The organism is Acinetobacter sp. WCHAc010052 (assembly GCF_002165295.2).
Classification (GTDB): Bacteria; Pseudomonadota; Gammaproteobacteria; order Pseudomonadales; family Moraxellaceae; genus Acinetobacter; species Acinetobacter chinensis.
In genome coordinates, this window is the sequence record NZ_CP032143.1 from 256668 (window position 1) to 281201 (window position 24534).

The 24534-nt window shown below is 44.8% G+C and carries 19 protein-coding genes and 2 tRNA genes; 15 read left to right on the forward strand and 6 right to left on the reverse strand.

The window, feature by feature from the left end:
• The first annotated feature begins 89 nt into the window (after positions 1-89).
• The 9 genes from CDG61_RS01625 (at position 90) to CDG61_RS01665 (ending at position 5660) form a co-directional block, all read left to right on the forward strand.
• Positions 90-467, forward strand: coding sequence for a GNAT family N-acetyltransferase (locus CDG61_RS01625; protein ID WP_087512090.1), 378 nt, complete (start codon positions 90-92; stop codon positions 465-467).
• Between the two features lie 197 nt (positions 468-664).
• Positions 665-740 (forward strand) — tRNA-Phe (locus tag CDG61_RS01630).
• A 134-nt stretch (positions 741-874) separates the two neighbouring features.
• Positions 875-950 (forward strand) — tRNA-Phe (locus CDG61_RS01635).
• Between the two features lie 79 nt (positions 951-1029).
• On the forward strand, positions 1030-1482 hold the full coding sequence (locus CDG61_RS01640) for a hypothetical protein (protein ID WP_087549813.1): 453 nt from the start codon (positions 1030-1032) through the stop codon (positions 1480-1482).
• A gap of 9 nt (positions 1483-1491) precedes the next feature.
• Positions 1492-2199, forward strand: a complete 708-nt coding sequence (locus tag CDG61_RS01645) for a hypothetical protein (RefSeq protein WP_087549814.1) — start codon at positions 1492-1494, stop codon at positions 2197-2199.
• A gap of 197 nt (positions 2200-2396) precedes the next feature.
• Positions 2397-3653 (forward strand): OmpP1/FadL family transporter, encoded by a 1257-nt coding sequence (locus tag CDG61_RS01650; protein ID WP_087549815.1) that lies wholly within the window; start codon positions 2397-2399, stop codon positions 3651-3653.
• A gap of 97 nt (positions 3654-3750) precedes the next feature.
• The gene (locus CDG61_RS01655; protein WP_087549816.1) at positions 3751-4497 is read left to right on the forward strand and encodes a class I SAM-dependent methyltransferase; all 747 of its coding nucleotides are present in this window, start codon (positions 3751-3753) and stop codon (positions 4495-4497) included.
• Positions 4498-4628: 131 nt separating this feature from the next.
• Positions 4629-5135 (forward strand): hypothetical protein, encoded by a 507-nt coding sequence (locus CDG61_RS01660; RefSeq protein WP_087549817.1) that lies wholly within the window; start codon positions 4629-4631, stop codon positions 5133-5135.
• 156 nt (positions 5136-5291) lie between these two features.
• Positions 5292-5660, forward strand: coding sequence for a hypothetical protein (locus CDG61_RS01665; RefSeq protein WP_147387765.1), 369 nt, complete (start codon positions 5292-5294; stop codon positions 5658-5660).
• Between the two features lie 63 nt (positions 5661-5723).
• Here CDG61_RS01665 and CDG61_RS01670 read toward each other — a convergent pair whose 3' ends face one another.
• From CDG61_RS01670 to ompR, 3 genes are all read right to left on the reverse strand, one after another.
• A complete protein-coding gene (locus tag CDG61_RS01670) occupies positions 5724-7244 on the reverse strand; it encodes an acetyl-CoA hydrolase/transferase family protein (protein ID WP_087549819.1) in 1521 nt (506 codons plus the stop codon).
• A gap of 205 nt (positions 7245-7449) precedes the next feature.
• Positions 7450-8910 carry an ATP-binding protein gene (locus tag CDG61_RS01675; RefSeq protein WP_087549820.1) on the reverse strand — a complete coding sequence of 487 codons (1461 nt, stop codon included), beginning with the start codon at positions 8908-8910 and terminating at the stop codon, positions 7450-7452.
• 79 nt (positions 8911-8989) lie between these two features.
• Positions 8990-9754 (reverse strand): two-component system response regulator OmpR, encoded by a 765-nt coding sequence (gene ompR / locus CDG61_RS01680; protein WP_087512099.1) that lies wholly within the window; start codon positions 9752-9754, stop codon positions 8990-8992.
• A gap of 334 nt (positions 9755-10088) precedes the next feature.
• Here ompR and CDG61_RS01685 point away from each other — a divergent pair, with 334 nt between their 5' ends.
• Entirely contained in the window at positions 10089-12452 is a 2364-nt protein-coding gene (locus CDG61_RS01685) for a Tex family protein (protein ID WP_087549821.1), read from the forward strand.
• A 69-nt stretch (positions 12453-12521) separates the two neighbouring features.
• Here the strand turns inward: CDG61_RS01685 and CDG61_RS01690 are convergent, their stop codons facing one another.
• From CDG61_RS01690 to CDG61_RS01700, 3 genes are all read right to left on the reverse strand, one after another.
• Entirely contained in the window at positions 12522-12830 is a 309-nt protein-coding gene (locus CDG61_RS01690; RefSeq protein WP_087549822.1) for a hypothetical protein, read from the reverse strand.
• 236 nt (positions 12831-13066) lie between these two features.
• Positions 13067-13954, reverse strand: a complete 888-nt coding sequence (locus CDG61_RS01695; RefSeq protein ID WP_087549823.1) for an SDR family NAD(P)-dependent oxidoreductase — start codon at positions 13952-13954, stop codon at positions 13067-13069.
• 477 nt (positions 13955-14431) lie between these two features.
• Complete coding sequence (locus CDG61_RS01700; RefSeq protein ID WP_087512103.1) at positions 14432-15709, reverse strand: O-acetylhomoserine aminocarboxypropyltransferase/cysteine synthase family protein; 1278 nt, start codon at positions 15707-15709, stop codon at positions 14432-14434.
• Between the two features lie 406 nt (positions 15710-16115).
• Between CDG61_RS01700 and ettA the strand changes: the two genes are divergently transcribed.
• From ettA to CDG61_RS01725, 5 genes are all read left to right on the forward strand, one after another.
• Positions 16116-17777: an energy-dependent translational throttle protein EttA gene (gene ettA / locus CDG61_RS01705; protein WP_087512104.1), complete on the forward strand. Its 1662-nt coding sequence runs from the start codon at positions 16116-16118 to the stop codon at positions 17775-17777.
• A gap of 127 nt (positions 17778-17904) precedes the next feature.
• Positions 17905-18360 (forward strand): cation efflux protein, CzcI-like, encoded by a 456-nt coding sequence (locus CDG61_RS01710; RefSeq protein ID WP_087549824.1) that lies wholly within the window; start codon positions 17905-17907, stop codon positions 18358-18360.
• Positions 18361-18419: 59 nt separating this feature from the next.
• Entirely contained in the window at positions 18420-19817 is a 1398-nt protein-coding gene (locus CDG61_RS01715) for a TolC family protein (protein WP_087549825.1), read from the forward strand.
• Between the two features lies 1 nt (position 19818).
• Positions 19819-21123: an efflux RND transporter periplasmic adaptor subunit gene (locus tag CDG61_RS01720; protein WP_087549826.1), complete on the forward strand. Its 1305-nt coding sequence runs from the start codon at positions 19819-19821 to the stop codon at positions 21121-21123.
• Complete coding sequence (locus CDG61_RS01725; RefSeq protein ID WP_087549827.1) at positions 21113-24316, forward strand: efflux RND transporter permease subunit; 3204 nt, start codon at positions 21113-21115, stop codon at positions 24314-24316. The genes CDG61_RS01720 and CDG61_RS01725 overlap by 11 nt, the downstream gene beginning before the upstream one ends.
• Positions 24317-24534: the final 218 nt, after the last annotated feature.

Below are 24534 nucleotides of genomic sequence, written 5' to 3' on the forward strand. Positions count from 1 at the left end.
AAAAAACGTCAAAAATTAAAAGTTTGATGTAAAGATGTTTCGCTTTGACGAAAGTCACTGCATATTAGATTGCTCAGGAGGGTTAATCAATGCCTATAACCGTACATGCCTATACTTCACTTGAAAATGACGAAGTGCGCAGCCAGCTTGAGCGACTGTATGACACAAGCCCAGAATTTAGTGATGGGCAGGATGCCATTGAACAACTTGAGCAGAACTTAGCTCAGTATACCCTGGTTTATACCGCAGAATTTAATACTAAACTGATTGGTGCACTCTGGTGCACTGGACAGGGAGACAGCAGAACCCTGGAAAATATCGTGGTTCATCCTGCTAACCGAGGGCGGGGCGTTGCTGAAAGGCTGGTGGAAGAAGCCTGTCGTATGGAAGAAGAAAAGGGTGTTAAAGCCTTCGAACCGGGCTGTGGCGCGATACACCGCTGTCTGGATCACATTGGGAAAATTTGAAGAATACCGTTTTTAAAGCAGTCTCAGGATTGCTTTTTTTATGTGTGCAGGTTAATAAAAACCGACTATATAACTGAATCATCAGCAGTAAACAGTTTTAAAAAATAGATAATATGCTGTAAAAGTGAACATTTAAAAGCAATTATTCAGAAAGCTGCTTGACGCTCAGGGACTTAAACTGTTTAATACGCGTCATCGGCGTGATAGCTCAGTAGGTAGAGCAACGGATTGAAAATCCGTGTGTCCCCAGTTCGATCCTGGGTCTCGCCACCATATTTAAAACGTATTTGTGTTTTCAATCCCTGATCCCATCAGGGATTTTTTTTGCATAAAAAATATGCGATCAAATAAAAATGTGATGATTTTTATTGACTAATTAGAGCAGATACGGCTTAATACACCGCATCGGCGTGATAGCTCAGTAGGTAGAGCAACGGATTGAAAATCCGTGTGTCCCCAGTTCGATCCTGGGTCTCGCCACCATATTCAAAAAACCTCAGACATTGTCTGGGGTTTTTTTATTGGTTAAAATAAAAAATTGAGGGTAATAATTGAGATAACAATGAAAAAAATTTTAGGTTATGGATTTTCGGCATTTCTGGTTGTGCTGCTCAGTGGTTGTGGTGGCGGTGATGGCGGCGATAACTTTAACTCCTCTTATAGTCAGACCATTGTCAAAGGTGCGGTGACTTATGTCTGTCGCAGTGAAAAAGCAGCATCTGCCTGTGAAAAGAACAACGACTGTTCAGCCTGCGAAGACCAGTCTGGGAACCCTATTGTCACTGCCTGTAAAACGACCACAGTTTCAGGGTTGAAAACATTTACGGTCACGCAGGCAGGGTGTGTACTGAACCTGAAAAATACGGCTCAGACCGGTGTCTGTGTCAGCGGTGATCTGAAACTGCTCAATGCTCAGGGAGCAAACCGTGCCAGAGTACTTGCAGAGGGTTCTACATTTGAGGCATCCAAACTGCCATACAATGTGATGAATAATGAGCAGATTGTCTGCAGTTAAGCCTTAGTCATGCATTATGCTGTAACTGCGGTCATTGCTATCCTGTGCTTTGGACTGGGCTATCTGACCGCTCACTGGTCTTCTGATCAGACACCAGAGACAAAGGTGCCTGATCAGGTTCTGGCTGAACTGCAGCATTCATCTTCCGCTCAGCTGGAGACAGGACAGGGTGTGCCGTCATGGCAGACCCAGCTGAAAACCCAGACTTCAGAAATCACCGCATTGATCAACACCGCCTCATCCGAGCAGATCAGTCATTATCTGGAGCAGGTTTTTCCGGATTATGATCTGTCCGAAATCCAGGATAAGCGCATGTTTGCAAACCGCCTGATGAATGAATTTATTGAAGCAAAAAATACTGATCCAGCAACGCCTTTAGTGGCAAGCGCGACAGTGAGTTTTTATGAATCCATAACAGCATCTGCGGTTCTGCCCCGTGATATACCGTTGCATCAGCCTTTGTTCGCACATCTGGATACACAGGGTAAGGTGGACAGTGGTAAGCAGATTTTTATCCGCTGGAGCAACAGAGACAGCGGTGAAGTGCTGTTTTTTATGCCACAGCGGATCACGGCTGACAGCCAGCAGAACTGGGTCAGTTTCAGTCCTGCAAAAGGCTGGAAGCCAGGAACCTATGATGTCAGATATTATCAGCTGAACAGTGAGATGGTGCCCATCGCACAGACTTCCTATGTCATTGAACGGGTGTTGAACTGAGATTTTTTACTGTCAGAGCTGAAATTTTCAGCTCTCTGACGGGATTGCACATCGAAATTTGCGCTATAAAATCTGCTGTAATCCCTGATCTGTCTTTTATATGAATAAAAAGAATAAGTATTAGAATTTATATTTGATTACATGCATAAGCTCTAACAATATACTTTGTTATATATTGTTTTTAGTTAAGATAAAATATGAATCATTCAGTTTCGCTGTTATCCCTCAGTGTTGTGATCGCTTTAATCAGTACTTCTGCATCTGCAACCACAGGTTATTTTATGCATGGCTATGGTGTTAAAGCTCAGGGTAATGCGGGGACTTCCATTGCCCAGTTTCAGGATGCATTAACCATTGCCAGTAACCCCGCAGGTTTAAGCTGGATCGGCAGTCGGGTGGATGCAGGTCTGACCGTATTTACGCCCGACCGTTCTGCGAAAATTTCAGGCAATCAGTATGGAGCCAATGGCAGCTATGATGGCAATGGACGTAAGTATTTTGTCATTCCTGATATTGCGCTGAATCATGAAATTAATGACCAGGTGGCGCTGGGGCTGGCTGTTTATGGCAATGGTGGCATGAATACGGGCTATGATAAAAATCCCTATGCTGCCTTTGGAAATACAGGATCAGCAGGTGTTGACCTGACTCAGGTTTTTGTCTCTCCTGCAGTGTCCTGGAAATATACAGATCATCAGTCGATTGGTATTGCGACCAATATTCTTTATCAGCGTTTTGAAGCCAGAGGGATTGGTGGTTTTGCAGGTTATTCGGCTGATGGCGCAAACCTGAGCAACCGTGGCAAGGACTCATCTACAGGTATTGGCGCACGTATTGGCTGGGCAGGTCATTTCTTTGATGAGCGTCTGACCCTGGGTGCAAATTATTCTTCTAAAATCGATGCAGACCGTTTTGATAAATACCGTGGACTTTTTGCAGAGCAGGGCGATTTTGATGTGCCGGAAAGTTATGGCGTCGGTGCTGCATTTAAGGTCACACCCAAACTGACACTGGCAGCAGATGTACAGCGAATCAATTATTCAGATGTCGATTCGGTGGGAAATACATTTGATGTGGCAAAGTTACAGCAGGGACATGCTTTTGGCACAGCCAGAGGTCCAGGATTTGGCTGGGATGATATCAATGTCTATAAAGTCGGAGCATCATATCAGGCAACACCTCAGCTGACACTGCGGGCAGGTTACAGTCACAATGATCAGCCTGTACAGGACAGTGAAACGTTTCTGAATATTCTTGCACCAGGTGTGATTCAGGATCACGTCAGTATCGGGGCAACGTATAATATTGACTCACATCAGGAAATCAGCGTTGCTTATACACATGCACTTGAGGATGAAGTGGAAGGTGTAATTTCCCCTGCATTTGGTGGCGGAAAAACAACACTGAAAATGAATCAGAACATTCTGGGTTTTTCCTATGGTTATAAATTCTGATCTGAATCTGACAGACCATTTTTAACTTTGGCTGTATTGCCGAGCCCTGTTTCTGGCGTCATGATGTGATGTATGTACAGAAACAGGGTTGAGCGTAATGAAAGATCTGTTTTCTTCGGACAGTGAGCTGTACCGACAGGCCAGACCGCAGTATTCACAAGCAGTGCTTGATGAAGTCCTCAGGCATGTTTCACAGCGTGAGTTCGCCTGGGACTGTGGTGCAGGTTCGGGGCAGTTTACTCAGATGCTCGCTCCTTTTTTTAAGCACGTGATGGCAACCGATCTCAGTGCTGCACAGCTCGCACAGGCACCTCAGTTCAGTAATGTCACTTATCAGGCGCAGCCAGCAGAGCATTCGACCCTTGAATCTGCTTCAGTTGATCTGGTGACTGTGGCACAGGCAATTCACTGGTTCAGTTTCGATGCCTTTTATGCAGAAGTCCGACGTGTTTTAAAACCTGATGGGGTGATTGTCGTGCTGGGCTATGGTCTGATTCAGCTGCAAAATACGGAGCTGAACCAGCAGGTACATCATCTGTACTCAGACATTCTGGGTAAATACTGGGATGCTGAACGGCGTTATATTGATGAAAACTACCAGACCATCCCATTTCCTTTCAAAGAGCTGCAAACACCTGAAATAAGCCTTGAATACCAATGGTCAGGGCAACAGTTGCTGGATTATTTAAACACCTGGTCCGCTTTAAAGAATTATCAGAAAGCTCAGGAGCAGAATCCGCAGATGGTGGATGCACTGGCAGAGATTCAGCACTTTCTGCATAACCGTACTGAATTATGGCATGTGACTTTTCCTGTGCTGCTTCGGACAGGGGTGCTTGATTAAGGTCGGTCAGAATTTAAAAATGTCGACTTCTATGCATCATAACCATTTATCCTGAATCAGTACCTGGATTTGTCTGCTTATTGTACTATCTTTACTGACCCGTTTATTTCTGAGTTCCTTCAGGTTGCAGTATGAATTTCCTTTCAAAAAATAGCAGTGTTCTGTTGATGGTGTGGTTGTTTACTGCCCATGCAAATGCGGATACTTCCACGCTGAGTGTTCTGCAGTCTTTGACCGAGCAGGATATGCGAGGAGTGGCAGGCAGCGTTCAATGGAAGGCTGATACTCAGAAACTGGATAATATTCAAAGAACAGGTCTGCGCAATCAGCGCGAACTTCAACAGAAAACGGTTCATGGCGAAAACAGTGGCAATGTTGCTGCACTGGATATTCCACAGCAGCAGACTGAATCAGGTCACTTGCCTGAACCCTTACAGCAGCATGTGGAACATATCGCGCAGGGGCTTCAGTCTTCTGACCCGACACAGGGTATCCATACATTACTTGAGCCTATCGGCAAGGGGAGAAATGACTTACAGATTAATCTGGACAATGTGAAAATCGGAACGGTGGAACGTCAGCTGAACACAGATAGTATTATAAAAATATCTCAACAGTTGCAGAATAAACTGCCGTAAAACAATGAACTTTTTAATTCTAATAATTTTTTAAAAAATGGGGCAATCGTGCATAAAGATACGGTTGTAATAAAAAGCTGAAGTGCTTTAAAAGCAATCCTTTATGAAAGATTGCAGAATTATGGGTCTCTGACCCGCCTGTTATTGGGGAATAACATGAAAAAATTATCACTCGTCACGGGAGGTATCTTCCTGTGTCTAAGCACATCGGTATTCTCAGGGTTTGATGCCTTAAGTGACGGGATGCTCAGAGAGGTTGTTGCACAGTCTGATCTTTCTGCACAGTTTACTGATCCGTATCAGCAGAAGTTGTTTGATACTCATATTCAGCTGGCTGAATCGGGACTGGATTTTATGGCAATCCTGTTTATGGAATCTTCAGTGGAGATCAAAAAGGACTCCAGGGGGAATGTGGTGGTTCAGCTGGATCGTGGGACAGTCCGACTGGATGAGATTCATACCACATTGAGCCCGCAGGGTGTTTATCGGGGGCAGCTGGTTCAGTCCAGAACCGTGGAGTACTGATCAGTTTCTCTTAAGCATAAAAAAAACGCCTCAAATGAGGCGTTTTTTTATGGCGTCAAAATCTTAAGCAGATTTTTTTTCCTGAGTTTGTGCAGTCAGCATGTGACCAGTTTCTTCGAAGTTAGAGTGCCATGACAGCGCTTCACGAAGAATGTGAGGAGTCTGACCACCTTTTTCACATGCACGATCAAAGTAATCGTTCAATGCATCACGGTACATTGGGTGCGCACAGTTGTCGATGATTGCACGAGCACGTTCACGTGGAGCAAGACCACGTAAGTCAGCAAGACCCTGTTCAGTTACAAGGATGTCAACGTCATGCTCAGAGTGATCGATGTGCGATGCAAATGGAACAACAGAAGAAATGTCGCCGCCTTTTGCAATGGATTTAGTTACGAAGATTGCAAGGTGTGCGTTACGCGCGAAGTCACCTGAACCACCGATACCGTTCATCATTTTCGTACCACATACGTGAGTAGAGTTTACGTTGCCGTAAATATCGAACTCAAGTGCAGTGTTGATACCGATGATACCTAAACGGCGAACCAGTTCTGGGTGGTTAGAGATTTCCTGTGGACGTAATACAAGTTTGTCTTTGTATTGCTCAAGGTTGTTAAATACTTTTTCGCCGTATTTAGCAGAAAGCGTGATTGAAGAACCTGATGCAAACTTCATTTTACCTGCATCGATCAGTTCAAATGTACAGTCCTGAAGTACTTCAGAATACATCACTAAGTCTTCGAAGTTGGATTCTTTAAGACCTGTTAATACTGCGTTTGCAATTGAACCGATACCTGCCTGTAAAGGACCTAAGTCTTTTGGTAAACGACCTTCTTCCACTTCTTTTTCAAAGAAAGAGATCAGGTGGTTTGCAATGCCCTGAGTCTCATCATCAGCATCAGCAACAGTTGATGGAGAGTCATGCAGTTCGCTGTTGATCACGATACCAACAATTTTAGAAGGATCGATGTTGATCGCAGGTGTACCGATACGCTCATCCACTTTAGTCAATGGAATTGGCTGACGGGTTGGACGGTAAGTTGGGATATAGATATCATGTAAGCCTTCGAAAGCAGGGCTTAGGTTGGTGTTGATTTCTACAATTACTTTTTCAGCAAAAATTGCAAAGCTTGCAGAGTTACCTACTGAAGTTGTAGGAATGATGCCACCATCTTCAGTGATCGCAACAGCTTCAATTACAGCAACATCAGGCTTTTTCAGCTGAAGGTTACGCATCTGTTCAACAGTTTCAGATAAATGCTGATCGATGAACATCACTTCGCCTTTGTTGATGGCCTTACGTAAAGTGTTGTCCACCTGGAACGGTAAACGACGAGCAAGTACACCTGCTTCAGTCAATTTTTTGTCAAGATCATTACCCAGACTTGCGCCTGTGATTAAAGTGATTTTTAACGGATTTTTTTCCGCTTGTGCTACCAGCGCCAAAGGTACTGCTTTCGCTTCACCTGCACGGGTAAAACCACTCATCCCAACGGTCATGCCGTCCTGGATAAACTGAGCTGCCTGTTCTGCACTCATAACTTTGTCATGAAGTGATGCTAAACGGATGCGATCTAAAGACATGGTTTACTCTCATTAAAATCTTAAACTGATACGGATTGTACCGATCAAAAAAGCCATTTTGCATACCTGTACTGCTAAGGTCTAATTTTTTGAGAAAATGTGGGTATAAGATTTTTTTATGATATTTATCAGTATGATTTTAAACACTTTAAAATCATAAGATTAATAGTTGATCAAAACTGTATGATCAACTATTGAACAGGTGTCAAAAGCGTTCAGTCAAAGTCTGACGAATTTTTTCAAGTGTGCTGCTGCTTGTTTTTTCATCATCACTGATGGTGTTCAGCGGCAGGGAAACAATTGCTTCCAGTCCACCCTGTTCACGATTATGTATTAAAAGTTCACCTTGATGAATGTCTACAATCCGCTTCACAATAGCGAGTCCGAGTCCGCTGCCCTGAACAGTTCTTGCTTCATTTCCACGGACAAAGGGTTGCATCAGTTCTTCAATCTGGTCTTCAGGAATACCCTCACCATGATCTGCAACGCTAATTAAAATATGTTCATTTTCAAGTGTTGCAGAGAGTTCAATCGGCTCTGCCCCATAACGCTTGGAGTTGTTGATCAGGTTTCCGATCAGGCGTTTCAGTGACAGACTGCGGGCCTGAATCACAGGCAGTTCATGTTGCTGAAAACGGATATCCAGTGGTTTGAACTGAATGATCAGTTCCTGTAGCAGCATATTCAGGTCTGTATCCTGTGGTTTTTCATCAGATCCATCCCTCATGTAGGAAATGAACTGATTCAGAATCGCATCCATGTCCTCAACATCATAAATCAGACCTTCTTTCAGAAAATCATCATCAGGCATCATTTCGGCACTCAGGCGGATGCGGGTCAGGGGAGTGCGCAGGTCATGTGAAATACCGGCGAGCATGATTCTGCGGTCACGTTCAGTCTGCTCCAGGGTGTAGATCATATGGTTGAAAGCCTGGTTGACTTCACGGATTTCCTGAGGACCATGATTGGTCTCCAGGTAAGGTGCTTTACCGGTTTTACTGTAACTGTTTGCGGCATTCTGTAGACGGCGCAGAGGACGGTTCAGCTGCCGAACCAGGGTCAGGATAATCGCTGCGGCAAGCAAAGGCACACCAAGCAGCCAGCCGAACACCAGTTCTGGACTGTAGTTGGCATAGGTTTTTAAGGGTTCACGAACCCAGTTGCCGTTCATTTCAGGTGTCTGAATCCAGATACGGGGGCTGGGTTTGAACTGGAAATACACTGTTACTTCGTCTTCTTTAAGTTCCTTCGCCAGCTTTTTTTCAATCTGACTGGTAAAGAACTCAGCAATCACTTTGTCGCGGACATTGGGATAGTCGGCAGGGTCAGTGACATATTCAATTCCAACCCTGTTTTTCAGCCAGGTGTCCACATCCATTTCAGTATCTTTATGGAAAATACGCAGATCAGGGTTATTCAATATTTCAAGTTCTACAGCAAGGTAGCGGGCATGCTGCTGGATTTCTGGCAGATACAGCGTCTTCCAGAAAAACCACAAGGACATAAACAGGCTGAAAAATACCACAAATAAAACCAGTACCGTTGTGCGCATAGCACCTGAACGAGGCTTGATTTTGTCCAGAAAGCGTTCCCATGGGGTACGTTTCCTTTCAGAATATTCCTCAAATTCTGTAAATTGCTGCGGATCAATCGGTTCTAATTTCACTGATATTTTCCATGTATGCCGTGGCTTGGGAGCTTAAATAAAATAAGCCTTTTAAAAAGGCTTATTTGACTGAAGACGATTATTCAGCACCATCTGGAACAAAGACATAACCCACACCCCAGACGGTCTGGATATAACGGGCACGGGCAGGATTTTCTTCGATCAGGCGACGCAGGCGTGAAACCTGAACATCAATCGAGCGTTCCATTGCACCCCATTCACGACCACGGGCAAGATTCATGAGTTTATCGCGGGTCAGTGGTTCACGTGGATGCTGAACCAGTGCTTTGAGTACAGCAAACTCACCCGTTGTCAGTGTTACCACCTGACCTTCACGGGTCAGTGTGCGAGTGGACAGATCAAGTGACCATGGACCAAAGCTGACGACTTCCATCTGCTGACTTGGAGCACCAGGCACTTCACGCACCTGACGGCGCAGTACAGCACGGATACGGGCAAGCAGCTCATTTGGATTGAACGGTTTTGGCAGATAATCGTCTGCGCCTGCTTCAAGTCCTGCAATCCGGTCTGAGTCACTGCCACGGGCAGTCAGCATGATAATCGGTGTGTCTATGCTGGACTGGCGCAAACGACGGCAGATGCTCAAGCCATCTTCTACAGGCAGCATAAAGTCCAGCACGATCAGAGAGAACAGTTCACGCTGTAACAGTCGATCCATCTGAGTGGCATCGTGTGCGGTTTTAACCACAAACCCCTTGTCTTCCAGGAAGCGCTGAAGCAGCGTCCGTAAACGCACATCATCATCAACCACAAGAATACGTTCGACGCGGTCAGTCTCGGCTTGTACGGCATCTTTGTTTTCAGCAGGTACAACTAAACTCATTGATGTGCTCCTTATTCTTTATTGTCATCGTATGAATACAACGGCTGAAGTTGAGTATACGATTCATCTGTATCTGTTTGCTATGTTCTAAAGCAACAAATATTGCAGAAAAAATCAAGACATAGATACCAAATATATACATCTATCATGCAGTAAAACGGAGAAAAAAGGCAGATATAAAATGGACTTATCCGTGAATTTAGTGACTATTTGTGAAAATGTCATGAACTGGCAGGATTGACCACTTATAAATTTAATAAAACAGTTGTGGATTTTATAGTCTTGGTCTTTATAATCATGCCTTTTAGTATTCATCCTTATGGGATCAAACACGATGACTGACTTAGTTCAGCAGCTGGCAAGAGAAATTGCCGTACGTCCAGAGCAGGTGGAAGCTGCCATCCGACTGATAGATGAAGGCTCGAGTGTGCCATTTATCGCGCGTTACCGTAAAGAAGTAACTCAGGGGCTGGACGATATCCAGTTGCGTCAGCTTGATACACGTCTGGCTTATTTACGCGATCTGTTTGAACGTCGTGAAAAAGTTCTGGAATCCTTAACGGAACAGAGCAAACTGACCGATGACCTGAAAGCACGGATTTTTGCTGCTGAAACAAAAAATGCGCTTGAAGAGATTTATGCACCTTACCGTCCGAAACGGACCAGCAAATCTTTCAAGGCAAGAGAAGCAGGCCTGGGTGATGCAGCAGATAAAATTCTGAATGAACAGATTGAACCTGCTGAGGCACTTGCAGGATTCAGTCACGAAGATTATCCAGATACTGAAAGCCAGCTGGATGCCATTCAGCACATTATCATTGATGACTGGGCACAGAACATTTCCCTGACAGCTGAGCTGAAAGAGACGTTTGCGAAAACTGCAGAGCTGAAAAGTACAGTCGCATCTGATGAGAAAAAAGAAGTCGGTAAAAAATTCCGCGACTATTTCGATTTCTCTGAAAATTTAAATAAAATCCCTTCGCACCGTTTACTTGCCATGTTGCGTGGTCGTCAGGAAAACGTACTTGGACTGAAAGTTGATGGTCAGGATGATGCGCCACTGGTCCGTGTTGAAACAGAATACGATCTTGAAGCCGCTCAACCACAGTCACGCCGTGACTATCTGAAGCAGACTGCAAAATTATTCTGGCTGGGTAAAGTCCGTCCTGCGATTGAACATTCTTTACTGACAGAAAAACGTCTGGCGGCTGAAGCAGAGGCAATGGATGTTTTTGCTGAAAACCTGCGTCATTTACTGCTTTCTGCTCCTGCGGGTGCGCGCTGTACACTTGGTGTCGATCCTGGCATCCGTACCGGTGTGAAACTGGCGGTGGTCAATCAGTCAGGTGATGTTGTTGCACACAGCACAATTTATCCATTTGCACCAAAAGAAGACAAAGCAGGTTCGATTGCTGAACTGGCACGTCTTTGCCGTGAGTTCAGTGTTGATCTGATTGCGATTGGTAATGGTACTGCAAGCCGTGAAACGGAAGCGGTTGTTGCTGAAATGATGGCTGAAAATGCAGATCTGAAACTGACCCGTGTTTCAGTTTCTGAAGCAGGTGCATCGGTTTATTCAGCTTCTGAACTGGCATCAAACGAACTGCCTGATCTGGATGTTTCCATTCGTGGAGCGGTGTCGATTGCACGTCGTTTACAGGATCCACTGGCTGAACTGGTCAAAATTGATCCTAAATCCATTGGTGTAGGTCAGTATCAGCACGATGTGAACCAGGCAAGCCTGGCGAAAACACTGGATGCAGTGGTTGAAGACTGTGTGAATGCTGTGGGTGTCGATGTAAATACCGCATCTCCTGCCATTCTGGGTTATATCGCAGGTCTGAATAAATCCATTGCTCAGCAGATCGTGGAATACCGTAAAGAAAACGGTCGTTTTGATAACCGTCAGGCACTGAAAAATGTACCACGTTTAGGCGAGCGCACATTTGAACAGTCAGCAGGTTTCCTGCGTATTCAGGAAGGTTCTGAACCGCTGGATGCTTCTTCTGTTCACCCTGAATCTTATGGTCTGGTCAATAAAATTGTTGAAGCGAAAGCAACCACTGTAAAAGATATTATCGGCAATACCGAAATTATCCGTCAGGTGAAGGCTGAAGACTTTGCTGATGAGCAGTTTGGTCTGCCAACGGTTCAGGATGTATTAAGCGAACTGGAAAAACCAGGTCGTGATCCCCGTCCAGAATTCCGTACTGCAAAATTCCGCGAAGATATTACTGAAGTTTCACAGCTGACAGAAGGTCTTAAACTGGAAGGTGTGGTGACCAATGTGACCAACTTCGGTGCATTTGTGGATGTTGGTGTCCATCAGGATGGTCTGGTGCATATTTCTGAACTTGCCAACGAATTTGTTGCAGATCCGCATAAAGTGGTTAAACCTGGTCAGATTGTTCAGGTGCGTGTTCTGACGGTTGATGCTGAGCGTAACCGTGTGAATCTGTCCATGCGTGCAGAGGGTGCAGAAGCACCTGCTAAACGTCAGCCACGTCGTGAGCAGAACAATGAGTCACGTGGAGAGCGTAAACCACAGGCGAAGCGTCCACAGCAGTCCCGTCCTCAGGGAGACCGCCCGCAGCGTCAGACAAATCAGCATAAGCCACAGGCTGCTAAACCACAGGAAAATAAAATCGGCGGTTTAGGTGCACTGTTGCTTCAGGCCGGAATCAAAGGCTCGAAATAAACCCTGAAAATAAAAAAACCTCCCAGATGGGAGGTTTTTTATTTTCCATACCCTAAAAGGGATGAATATTTATGAAATCATGCTTTGTATCAGCAGACTGGAAGCTACGGTTCCAGCTCCAATTTTTGAGAAAATATAGCAGTATGGGTTGGGTTTTTCTGAATTTTCAGCCTGGGTCACAGGTGCTGAAGTATTATTGGCTGTAACGGGTGATATTTTACTTTTTACAGCAAATTCAAGCAGAATTAAAATCAATCCGGACTGGATGAAAACACTGAAAAACTGTATTTGTGATTGTTGTAAGTCAGTGATCAGGTTGAACGCAGTCAGACCTGCACAAAAGAAACAAAACACTTTAAAGAAAAGAAGACTTTTCATGGGCTGTCCCTCATTTTATTGATCTTATAGTGACTGAGTATTCTTAAAGTTATATTAAAATTCTGATTTTCCAGTATTGCTTTTGTTGTTGGGTGGGTGAAATCACTTTGATTATGACAGAACTGAATTGAAACAGTGATCATATTTTGTAATTTTCTGAGAGATCAGTCCACATTAAAAAAGGCATCAACTCAAAACAGAGAAGATGCCTTTTTGTGATCTGTGAATCTTTAAAATTACCAGTGCTCACCAGGGAACAGGCGGGCATAGGCTTTCTGAACCCAGTTCAGTTTTTGCTGTTCACCAACCGATGCAGATGAGCTTGGGAAAAGGTTAAAGCCGATCGACATCAGTTTGTTGTTGATGTCCGGTGCAACCGCATAAGTGATGGATGCCAGGCGACCCAGATTGGTTGCCACTTTTTTAGGGCGTTTAACAATCGCGTAGGCGACCAGGTCTGCTGCCTGTTCAGGAGACAGAGTCGGTACATATTTATAAATTTTTGTCGGTGCAATCATTGGCGTGCGTACAAGCGGCATGTAGACCGATGTAATCGCAATCTTGTGTGAATGTACTTCAGCAGACAGACAGCGGCTGAATGCATCCAGGGCAGCTTTGGACGCCACATACGCGGAAAAGCGGGTTGCATTTGCCAGTACACCGATTGAACTGATATTGATGATCTGTCCATCTTTGCGATGCATCATCTGTGGCAGAACATTCATGACCAGGCGGACAGCACCGAAGTAATTCAGCTGCATGGTACGTTCAAAGTCATGGAAACGGTCAGCCGACTCATGTACTGCACGACGGATTGAACGTCCGGCATTGTTGATCAGAATATCAATCTGCTCTACAGAAGCTGTAATTTCAGCAGACACTGCATCAATGGCTTCCATGTCATTTAAGTCGCATGGGAATACAGAGGCTTTACCACCGCGGGCTTCAATTTCAGCTTTGACCTGATCCAGTGTTTCTTTGGTGCGTGAAACAAGCAGAACATGCGCGCCTGCATCTGCAAGTCTGTGTGCAACAGTCAGCCCGATGCCACTTGATGCCCCTGTGATTAAAACGGTTTTACCCTGAACCTTTTTCTGGAAAAGCTGCTCTAATTTCTGATTCATGTTCTTTACCCTGATTGACGCGATGAACTGCTGAGCTGTAGTTACTTGTTTTGTACCAGCAAGAGGATTTCTGTATAAAAGATGATCGGCTGCTGTGGTGGGGAATAATATACAATATTAAAAAAAATACTAGGGTTAAGTCCATGAATTTATGAATTATTTTTAGAGTAAATACTCTATTGTTTTTCGCCTTATTAAGTGATTTTTAACACACTCTTAGTGCAATGAAAAGATGTAATGCCGGCAGGATGAGGGAAGTGCCGTTTTTTGAGATTTGACTGGCTGGAAAACCATCACTGAAAAGTGATGAAAATCAATATGGCCAGGAAAACTGTTTTTGATCTGCTGATAAACGGAAGGCAAAATGGTGAAACTGTATCCAATTGAAGAATAAAAAACTGCACAGGTTTTCAGTGGATTTCTGCTCAGAAACAGCCCTGATGATCAGGGCTGTCTGCTGAATTTTTATCTCAGTATTTATACCGCTGAAAGAGCCTGTTCCAGATCTGCAATCAGGTCATCAATATGCTCAATCCCCACGGACAGACGCACCATATCCACACTGACGCCCGCAGATTTCAGTTCTTCTTCATTGAGCTGACGGTGTGTGGTGGTGGCAGGGTGGCATGCCAGGCTTTTTGCATCACCAATATTCACCAGGCGGGTGAACAGCTGGAGCGCATCAATAAAGCGTGTACCACCGTCACGACCATCCTGAACGCCAAAAGAGAGAATGGCTGATGGCTTGCCTTTGACATATTTCTGAGCCAGAGCATGTTGTGGATGATCTTTTAAGCCTGCGTAATTGACCCATTTTACTTTTGGATGGGCTTTTAAATATTCAGCGACTTTTTGCGCATTTTCAGTATGACGTTCCATGCGCAGGTTCAATGTTTCTAAACCTTGTAAGATTAAGAAAACACTTAAAGGACTGATCGCTGAGCCGGTATTGCGCAGTGGGACAACACGGGAGCGGGCAATGTAGGCTGCCTCACCTAAGGCTTCCACATAGTTCACGCCGTGATAGCTTGGATCAGGTGTATTCAGCACTTTGAAACGTTCAGGATATTTACCCCAAGGGAATTTACCACTGTCCACGATTGCGCCACCAATGGAGTTACCATGACCGCCAATATATTTGGTCAATGAATGCACTACGATGTCTGCACCATGTTCAAACGGTTTGAGTAGGGCAGGTGTAGCTACGGTATTGTCCACGATCACAGGAACGCCATATTCATGAGCAATTTTTGAAATCGCTTCAAGATCAATGATGTTGCCCAGTGGATTACCAATCGATTCGACAAATACCAGTTTGGTTTTGTCATCAATCAGATCGCGTAAACTTTCAGGTTTTTGATAATCGAAGAAACGCACTTCGATGCCTTGTTTCGGCAGTGTATGCGCAAATAAGTTGTATGTGCCACCATATAGCGTTGAAACAGAAACAATATTGTCACCAGCTTCTGCAATGGTCTGAATGGAATAGGTGATGGCTGCCATGCCTGAAGCCACTGCAAGTGCGCCAATGCCGCCTTCCAGTGCTGCAATTCGTTGTTCAAGGACAGCAGTGGTTGGGTTCATGATACGGGTATAGATATTACCCTGTACTTTCAGATCAAACAGGTCTGCACCGTGCTGAGTATTATCAAATGCATAAGAGGTGGTCTGATAAATCGGAACTGCCACGGCTTTGGTGGTGGCTTCAGGGCTGTAACCTGCATGAATGGCAAGGGTTTCGTCTTTGTAAGTCATATTCCATCAACTTTTTTGTTAAATTTCAAAAGAGTGTAGCATTGGTTTATATGAAGTAAACAATGGTTTATTAATTTTTAAATCATAAAAAATAATATAGCGTGATTGCATTGTCATTTAATGACGATTCATTTTCAGTATGGACAGGGTGAAAAATAATAGTCACAAAAATATGTTACATAGTCAGAAGCACCATTTATTTATCCGTATTTTCGGGTTTCAGGATTTTTAAAATGGCGGGATAAAGGATGGTGAAATGGGCAGAAAAATCAATGCAGGCGAGATCTTAAAAATAACACCTGCAAATTGGATGAATCTGAACAAAAGCTGATAAATTCAGCGTATAATTATTGCCATTTATTGCTCGCATTTTTGCAGCGTTTTTTTAATTATAGAGGAGTCCTACGTGGCCCAATATATTTACACGATGAACCGTGTGTCGAAAATGGTTCCGCCTAAACGCGAAATCTTGAAAGACATCTCTTTATCATTCTTTCCAGGTGCCAAAATTGGTGTGCTTGGTTTAAACGGTGCAGGTAAATCCACCTTACTCCGTATTATGGCTGGCGTAGATAAAGATTTCTCAGGTGAAGCTCGTGCTCAACCAGGTATCAAAATTGGTTATCTGGAGCAGGAACCACCTTTAGATGAAACAAAAGACGTTCGCGGTAATGTTGAAGATGGTTTACGTGAACCACTTGATGCTTTAGCACGTCTTGACGAAGTATTTGCAGAATATGCAGCAGAAGATGCTGACTTTGATGCACTTGCAAAAGAACAGGAAAAGCTGGAAGCGATTATCCATTCATGGGATGCTCACAATATTGTGAACCAGATGGATCAGGCGGCTGCCGCACTGAACTTACCTGCCTGGGATGCAGACGTATCCAAACTTTCAGGTGGTGAACGCCGTCGTGTAGCACTGTGCCGTCTGCTGCTGTCTAAACCAGACATGCTGCTTCTGGACGAACCAACGAACCATTTAGATGCTTCATCTGTATCCTGGTTGGAACGCTTCCTGAAAGACTTCCCTGGTACCATCGTTGCGATTACGCATGACCGTTATTTCCTGGATAACGTTGCTGAATGGATTCTTGAGCTTGACCGTGGCATGGGTATTCCATATCAGGGTAACTATTCTTCCTGGCTGGAGCAGAAAAATGCCCGCTTAGAACAGGAAAACAAGCAGGAAGAATCTTTTGCTAAAGCATTGAAAAAAGAACTTGAATGGGTTCGTTCAAATGCCAAAGGTCAGCAAAAGAAAAACAAAGCGCGTATGGAGCGTTTTGAAGAGCTTAACTCTCGTGAATTCCAGCAGCGTAATGAAACGTCTGAAATCTACATTCCACCTGGCCCACGTCTGGGTAACAAGGTTGTAGAAGTTGAAGGTATCAGCAAATCATTTGGTGATCGTACGCTTTATAAAGATTTGTCATTTGTTGTGCCACCTGCTGCGATTGTCGGTATCGTGGGTGAGAACGGTGCAGGTAAAACCACACTGTTCCGTATGATGACTGGCGAACAGCAACCAGATACTGGTTCTGTGGTGCTGGGTGAGTCAGTTAAAGTGGCTTATGTGGGTCAGATCCGTGACACACTGGATAACAACAAAACCGTCTGGGAAGAAGTTTCTGGCGGTTTGGATATCTTAAAGATTGGCGAATACGAAATTGCATCCCGTGCGTATATCGGTCGCTTTAACTTTAAAGGTCAGGATCAGCAGAAGCGTGTAGGGCAGTTGTCAGGTGGTGAGCGTAACCGTTTACAACTTGCGAAAATCCTGCAGATGGGCGCAAACGTGATCTTACTCGATGAACCGTCAAACGACCTGGACATCGAAACTTTACGTGCGCTTGAGGATGCAATTCTTGTATTCCCAGGTACTGTGATGGTGATCTCGCATGACCGCTGGTTCTTAGACCGTATTGCAACGCATATCCTGTCATTTGAAGGTGAAACACCTGAATTCTTTACAGGTAACTATGCTGAATTTGAAGCATACCGTCAAAAGCGTGATGGCGATGACCTTGTTGCGAAGCGTCAGAAATACCGCAAAATTGGTGTTTAATTTCACCTGAAGGAAAAACCGGTCAATTGACCGGTTTTTTTATGTCTGCTGACTGGATACAGGATGTAATGGTATTACACAGTGCTTCGTTGTTATAGTAGGCACATTCTGTTTCGAAGTGAAATGTGTGAAACGCTCAGGTATTTTTATTACAGTCTTATTGAGTTTGTTCATGTTCCAGAGTTTGTGGAATGTGGCAGCAGCTTTTTGCGACCATGAAAGTACCGTATCAACAACAGCGAAACTCATACCCTCGCATTTTGGACATCATGTTGCCCCGAATTGCACTCAAGATCAGCAACAGCATTCGATATCCTCTATTTTCAATGATGAATTATCGAAATCAATCACTCATGATCATCTCAATGATGCCAAAGCACATGATTTTCTGAATCATCTTGAAGATGATCACAGTGATCATTTGCCTTCATTTGCGCATTTTATCGTGGCAGATGTGTCTCAACAGGCTGAACAACCCAAGTTTATTGCCTATCCTGAATCTGCCTTTATCGACTGGAAAAATCTGTACCAGTCGCCTGATTTATTTCTGCCCAATCCACCGCCCGCATCCGCCCCGCTATAAGGTGGGGTAGCCGAAAACATTGACCCACCACTGAATATTCATTTTAGTGGGGCATTATCATGTCTAAAAGTGTGTCTATAAAAAAAGCGATTCCTGTGTCTGAAACAGGGTCAAAGGCTGTATTTAAAATACGGAATGCCATTCTCAGCACTGTGGTCATCAGTTTAATGTCATCGGTCGCGTGGGCAGATTCATCTGTTCAAAAGCTGAGTTTACAACAGGCAATTGAAAAAACTGCGCAGTATCAGCAGTCGCAGGGTGTGTGGCAAACTCAGCAAAAAATTAACGATGCGAATATAAAACAGTCAAAGCTGTGGATAAATCCTGAGTTGTCCATAGAGCAGACGGGCTTTGGCTCAGACGAAGAAAAAGAGCTTTCGATTGGTCTTTCTCAGCGACTGGATCTGTTTGGTGAACGCAAATCTGCACAGCAACTGGCGCGACTTGCCAAAGATCAGACGGTGCTGAATCAACGCATTTATCAGGCACAGCTTGAACTGGCAGTGAAATATCTGTGGTCACAACTGGCGATTTTTGAACTGGAACGCAATGTTGTGCGTGAACAGCTCAATGTCAGTGAAGAAAACCTGAATGCGATTCAGAAACGCTATCAGGCGGGTAGTGTGGCGCAGGTCGATGTGGATCGTGCCAAACTCAGTCATGCGGAAAATGTCCGTTTATACCGTCAGGCAGATTTGCAGTTACAGGTGGCAACACAGCAGTTGTCCAATGTCTGGGGCGATGCAGATAAGTCCATCCGTATCGGTTTAAGCCCACAGTCATTGTGGCCGAGTTCCACTCCACAACAGGTGCAGGCTTATCTTGCGGATAATCTGATGGAGAAATCACGTCAGTTACAGCTACTGCAAGCCAAAGCCACCGTTGATCAGCTCAAGGCATCGGCACGTCCAAATCCAACAGTCAATTTAGGCATGAATCGAACCAGATCAGCTGAAACAGCGACTGAAAATGCCTTGGTGGTGGGGGTTTCTATTCCCTTAAATATTTTCAATCGTCAGCAGTATGGTGTCGAGATTGCACAGGCAAAACAGGATTTACTGGGCAAGCAACAGGAATTTTATCTGAAACAGAATGCTTTGCAGATTGGAACCCTATTGACCGAACTACAGGGCCTGGAAGTGCAGTTTAAAGAAGTGGATCAGTCTCAGATTCCCCTCGCCACACAGGTACAGCGTAAAACCTTGCTGGGTTTCAGTGCGGGGAAATTTGCCGTGACCGATGTGCAACAGGCGACTTTGCAGTTGCAGGAGGTTCGTCTGCGTAAGGTGCAGTTGCTGAAAGATGGCTGGCAACGTGCGATTGAAGCAGAAAGTCTGAGCTTAGGTTTAGCACCAGACCAGATCATGGCAAAAGATGCGATTGCACAGATCAATCAGGCTTTGTGGCAGGACACGCAGGCATTGCCTGTGGTGGGTGGAATGAGTGAGGGAAATTAAAATGTTAAATCTAAAACACAATTTGAAAAATCAACATGGAAAAATCTCTCAGTCGTTGCTGATTGTTATTGCATTGGTGATCACCGCTCTGGTTGCATTGGGGCTGTTTATTTCAGGTAAAAATAAACCTGCCAAAACCGATGCGCATGGTCATGGTGAATCAGAAGCGCATGCCGAAGACGGACATGGCAAAGAAGCGGAGCATGATCATAAAGAAGGTGGTGATCATGCGCATGAAGAGGGTGCTGATGGTGCAGACGATCATGCTGAAGCCATCAGTCTAAGCGCACAGCAAATGGCGGAACAGGGGGTACAGCTTGCCAAAGTCGAAGTCGGTGCTGTGAGTAAATCAGCGTCTTATCCTGCCAGATTAACCGTGAATACAGACCGTCAGGCGCACGTTTCACCTGCATTCAGTGGTCATGTGCAGTCGGTCAGTGTTGAACTGGGGCAGCATGTGAAAAAAGGACAGGCTCTGGCAACTTTACTGGTGCCTGATCTGGTCGATCAGCAATCCAATTTACAGATTGCACAGTCTAATCTACAACTGGCAAAGCAGGATTATGAGCGTGAACGTCAGTTATGGTCACAGGGTATTTCTGCCAAGCAGGATTATCAGCGCGCTTATAATGCTTATCAGCAGGCACAGATTCAGGTGCAGGCGACCAAAGCACGTTTATCTGCCTTTGGTGCATCATCGGGTTCAAATGGTCGTTATGTGCTGACTGCGCCGATTTCAGGCGTGATCAGTAAAAAAGATTTAGTGATCGGTGAAAATGTACAGCTGGCGGATCAGCTTTTCATTATTGATCAGTTGGATCAGTTGTGGCTTGAATTTATTGCGCCAAGTTCTGAGTTTGCCACTCTGGCGCCGAATCAGCAGATTGAATTTAAATCTTTGCAAACTAGCAATGCATTTAAAGCGCAGATTCAAACCTTGAACAGTGAAGCTGATGCGCAGACTGGTCGATTACAGGTTCGTGCCAAAGTTCTGTCCAATGCAACTGAGCTGCGCCCAAACTTAATGGTCAATGTACAACTGCAACAGGCAGGTTCAACGCAGGCAATTCGTGTGCTGAAAAGTGCAGTGCAGAAAATTGAAGGCAAAGATGCGGTTTTTATAGCGCATGAACATGATAAGAAAATTGAATTCAGCCCACAGCCTGTGGTTTTAGGGCAGGTTTCAGGTGATGGTCAGTGGATTGAAATTCAGTCGGGTCTGACTCAGGGGCAACAGTATGCAGCTCAAGGCAGTTTCCTGTTGAAGTCTGAACTGGAAAAAGGAGAAGCGAGCCATGCGCATTAATGATTCTCCTGATTCTAAAACTGAAAATTTAAATACAGAATCAGCACTTCCAAAACCCGAAGGTCTGTTTGATCGGCTGATTCAATTTGCAATTAAAAATGCCATCTGGGTGATGCTGTTTATCGTCGCGTGGATCGGGGTTGGGGTTTACAGTTATCAGAAACTGCCGATTGACGCTGTGCCTGATATTACCAACACACAGGTGCAGATCAATACACAGGCGACAGGTTTTACTTCGCTGGAAGTGGAACAACGCATTACCTATCCGATTGAAAATGCGATGGCGGGTCTGCCAAAACTGGAAATGACCCGTTCGATTTCCCGTTATGGGCTGTCGCAAGTCACCATTATTTTCAAAGATGGTACGGATATTTACTGGGCACGTCAACAGATCAATCAGCGTTTACAGGAAGCGCAGACTGAATTACCTGATGATATTGCACCGACCATGTCACCTGTTTCCACGGGGCTTGGAGAGATTTATCAATGGGTGATCAAGTCTGAGCCGAATGCGAAAAAGTCCGATGGTACGCCTTATACAGCGATGGATTTGCGTGAAATTCAAGACTGGATTGTACGTCCGCAATTGCAGCGTGTGGCAGGGGTCGCTGAGGTTAACTCGATTGGTGGATTCAACAAAACTTATGTGGTGACACCTGATTTAAGCCGTCTCCAACAGTTACAGATTCCATTGACGGATTTGCAGACTGCACTGACGGAAAATAATGAAAACCGTGGTGCAGGCTTCATTGAGACCAATGGTCAGCAACTTACAGTGCGTGTACCTGGTACGCTGAACAGTATTGAAGATATTCAGAATGTCACGCTGAGCAATAAAAATGGCTACCCGATCCGTGTTGCAGATGTGGCAACGGTGTCGATAGGACATGATCTGCGTACTGGTGGCGCAACTTACAATGGTGAGGAAGCGGTACTTGGTATTGCCATGATGATGATGGGTGAAAACAGCCGAACAGTCGCGAAGGCAGTCGATGCCAAAGTGAAGGAAGTTCAGCAGTCTTTACCCAAAGGTGTAGTGATTGAAACTGTTTATGATCGTACTGATCTGGTGGAACGAGCGATTAAAACGGTACAGAAGAACCTTGTAGAAGGGGCGATTCTGGTCATTATCATTCTGTTTTTATTCCTTGGAAATTTCCGTGCAGCTTTAATTACGGCATGTGTGATTCCACTGTCGATGTTGTTCACACTGGCAGGTATGGCAGAACAGAAAATCAGTGCCAACCTGATGAGTTTGGGTGCGCTCGATTTCGGGATTATTGTCGATGGTGCAGTGGTGATCGTGGAAAACTGTATCCGTCGACTGGCTGAAGCACAGCATGCCAAAGGACGTTTACTGAGCCGTGCCGAGCGATTTAAAGAAGTCTTTCTTGCCGCAAAACAGGCACGTCGTCCGCTCATTTTCGGGCAATTGATTATTCTTGTCGTATATCTGCCAATCTTTGCACTGTCAGGTGTGGAAGCTAAACTGTTCCATCCAATGGCAATGACTGTGGTTCTGGCTTTGGTGGGTGCAATTATTCTGTCGGTGACTTTTGTTCCTGCTGCGGTAGCATTGTTTGTAAATGGTGAAGTTAAGGAAACCGAAAGTCGCTGGATGCTGTGGTTAAAGCGAAAATACGAAGCACTGTTAAATTTAGCTTATGACTTTAAAGTATTCGTGGTCACCATCGCGATCTGTATGCTGTTTTTAACAGGTGTTTTGGCAACACAGATTGGCAGTGAATTTTCACCGCAGCTCAGTGAAGGTGATTTTGCCGTTCAGCAGATGCGTTCACCGAGTACAGGCTTGGAACAGTCCTTACGGATGCAGGAAAATACCGAAAAGTTATTATTGAAAGAATTTCCTGAAATTAAAGCGATCTTTGCCCGTACAGGCACTGCGGAAGTGGCAACCGACGTGATGCCACCGAATATTTCCGATGCGGTGTTACTGCTTAAGCCAAAGGATCAGTGGAAAAATCCGCGCGAGACGATTGATGAATTACGTCAGCGCATGATCGCATTTCTGGATACTTTGCCAGGTAATAACAGTGAATTTTCACAGCCGATTGAACTGCGTTTTAATGAATTGATTTCAGGTGTTCGCAGTGATGTGGGTGTGAAAATTTTCGGTGATGATATGGAGGTGTTGAATCAACAAGCCAATCTTATTGCACAGAAAATCAAAAGCATTTCAGGTGCAACAGCGGTCAATGTTGAGCAGACTTCGGGTTTACCTTTACTCAATGTGGAAGTGAATCATGCTGCGGCTGCGCAGTATGGTTTGTCGGTAAAAGCTATTCAGGACCTGGTGGCAACAAGTGTCGGCGGTCAGAATGTCGGACAGATTTTACAGGGTGACCGTCGTTTTGATTTTGTGATTCGACTGGATGATGCACAGCGTACTCCTGAACATCTGGCGAGTTTGCCGATTCAGATTCCGAATGGTGGTTTGATTCAGTTACGTGATGTAGCCAAAGTCGACAACATTGAGGGGATCAATCAGGTCAGCCGTGAAAATGGTAAGCGTCGTGTGGTGGTGACTGCAAACGTTGAAGGGCGTGATCTGGGTTCATTTGTCACAGAGTTGCAAAGCACTTTAGCCAAACAGCCAATGCCATCGGGTTACTGGCTGGATTATGGCGGTCAGTTTGAAAATCTGATGTCTGCCAAAGCCCGCATGCAACTGGTTGTACCACTGGCACTGATTACCATCTTTATTCTGTTGATGGCAGTGTTCCATAACTTTAAAGAAAGCTTACTGGTCTTTACAGGTGTGCCATTTGCGCTGTGTGGTGGCTTGGTGGCATTGTGGTTACGCGATATTCCTTTGTCGATGTCTGCGGGTGTAGGCTTTATTGCACTGTCAGGTGTGGCTGTGCTGAATGGTCTGGTGATGCTGACTTTTATTAAAGAACTGCGTCAGCAGATGGATGTCTACCATGCAACGTGGCAAGGTGCGATTTTACGTCTTAGACCTGTATTGATGACGGCTTGTGTGGCATCACTCGGCTTTATCCCAATGGCGCTGGCAACAGGTACAGGTGCAGAAGTGCAGCGTCCACTGGCGACTGTGGTGATTGGCGGGATTGTATCATCTACTTTATTGACACTGGTGGTTCTGCCGTTGATTTATCGCTGGATGAATGAGCGAACTGATTTGAAACAAGAAGAGTTTCGAGGGAAATAAAGATAGATTTATGTGATTGGTATAAGTGTAATCACCTTCGGTGCGACCTACTTTTCTTTCGGGAAAAGTAGGCAAAACCATTGTCATCAGCAAAACTCGTCCAATACCAATGATATATTGAGTGGGTCGCAGAAACATTTTCATCAAATGGTATCCTGCCTCGGACAGTTGCTGATGACGTTTCCGCGTATCAAATTTTTTCATAATTCATATGCTAA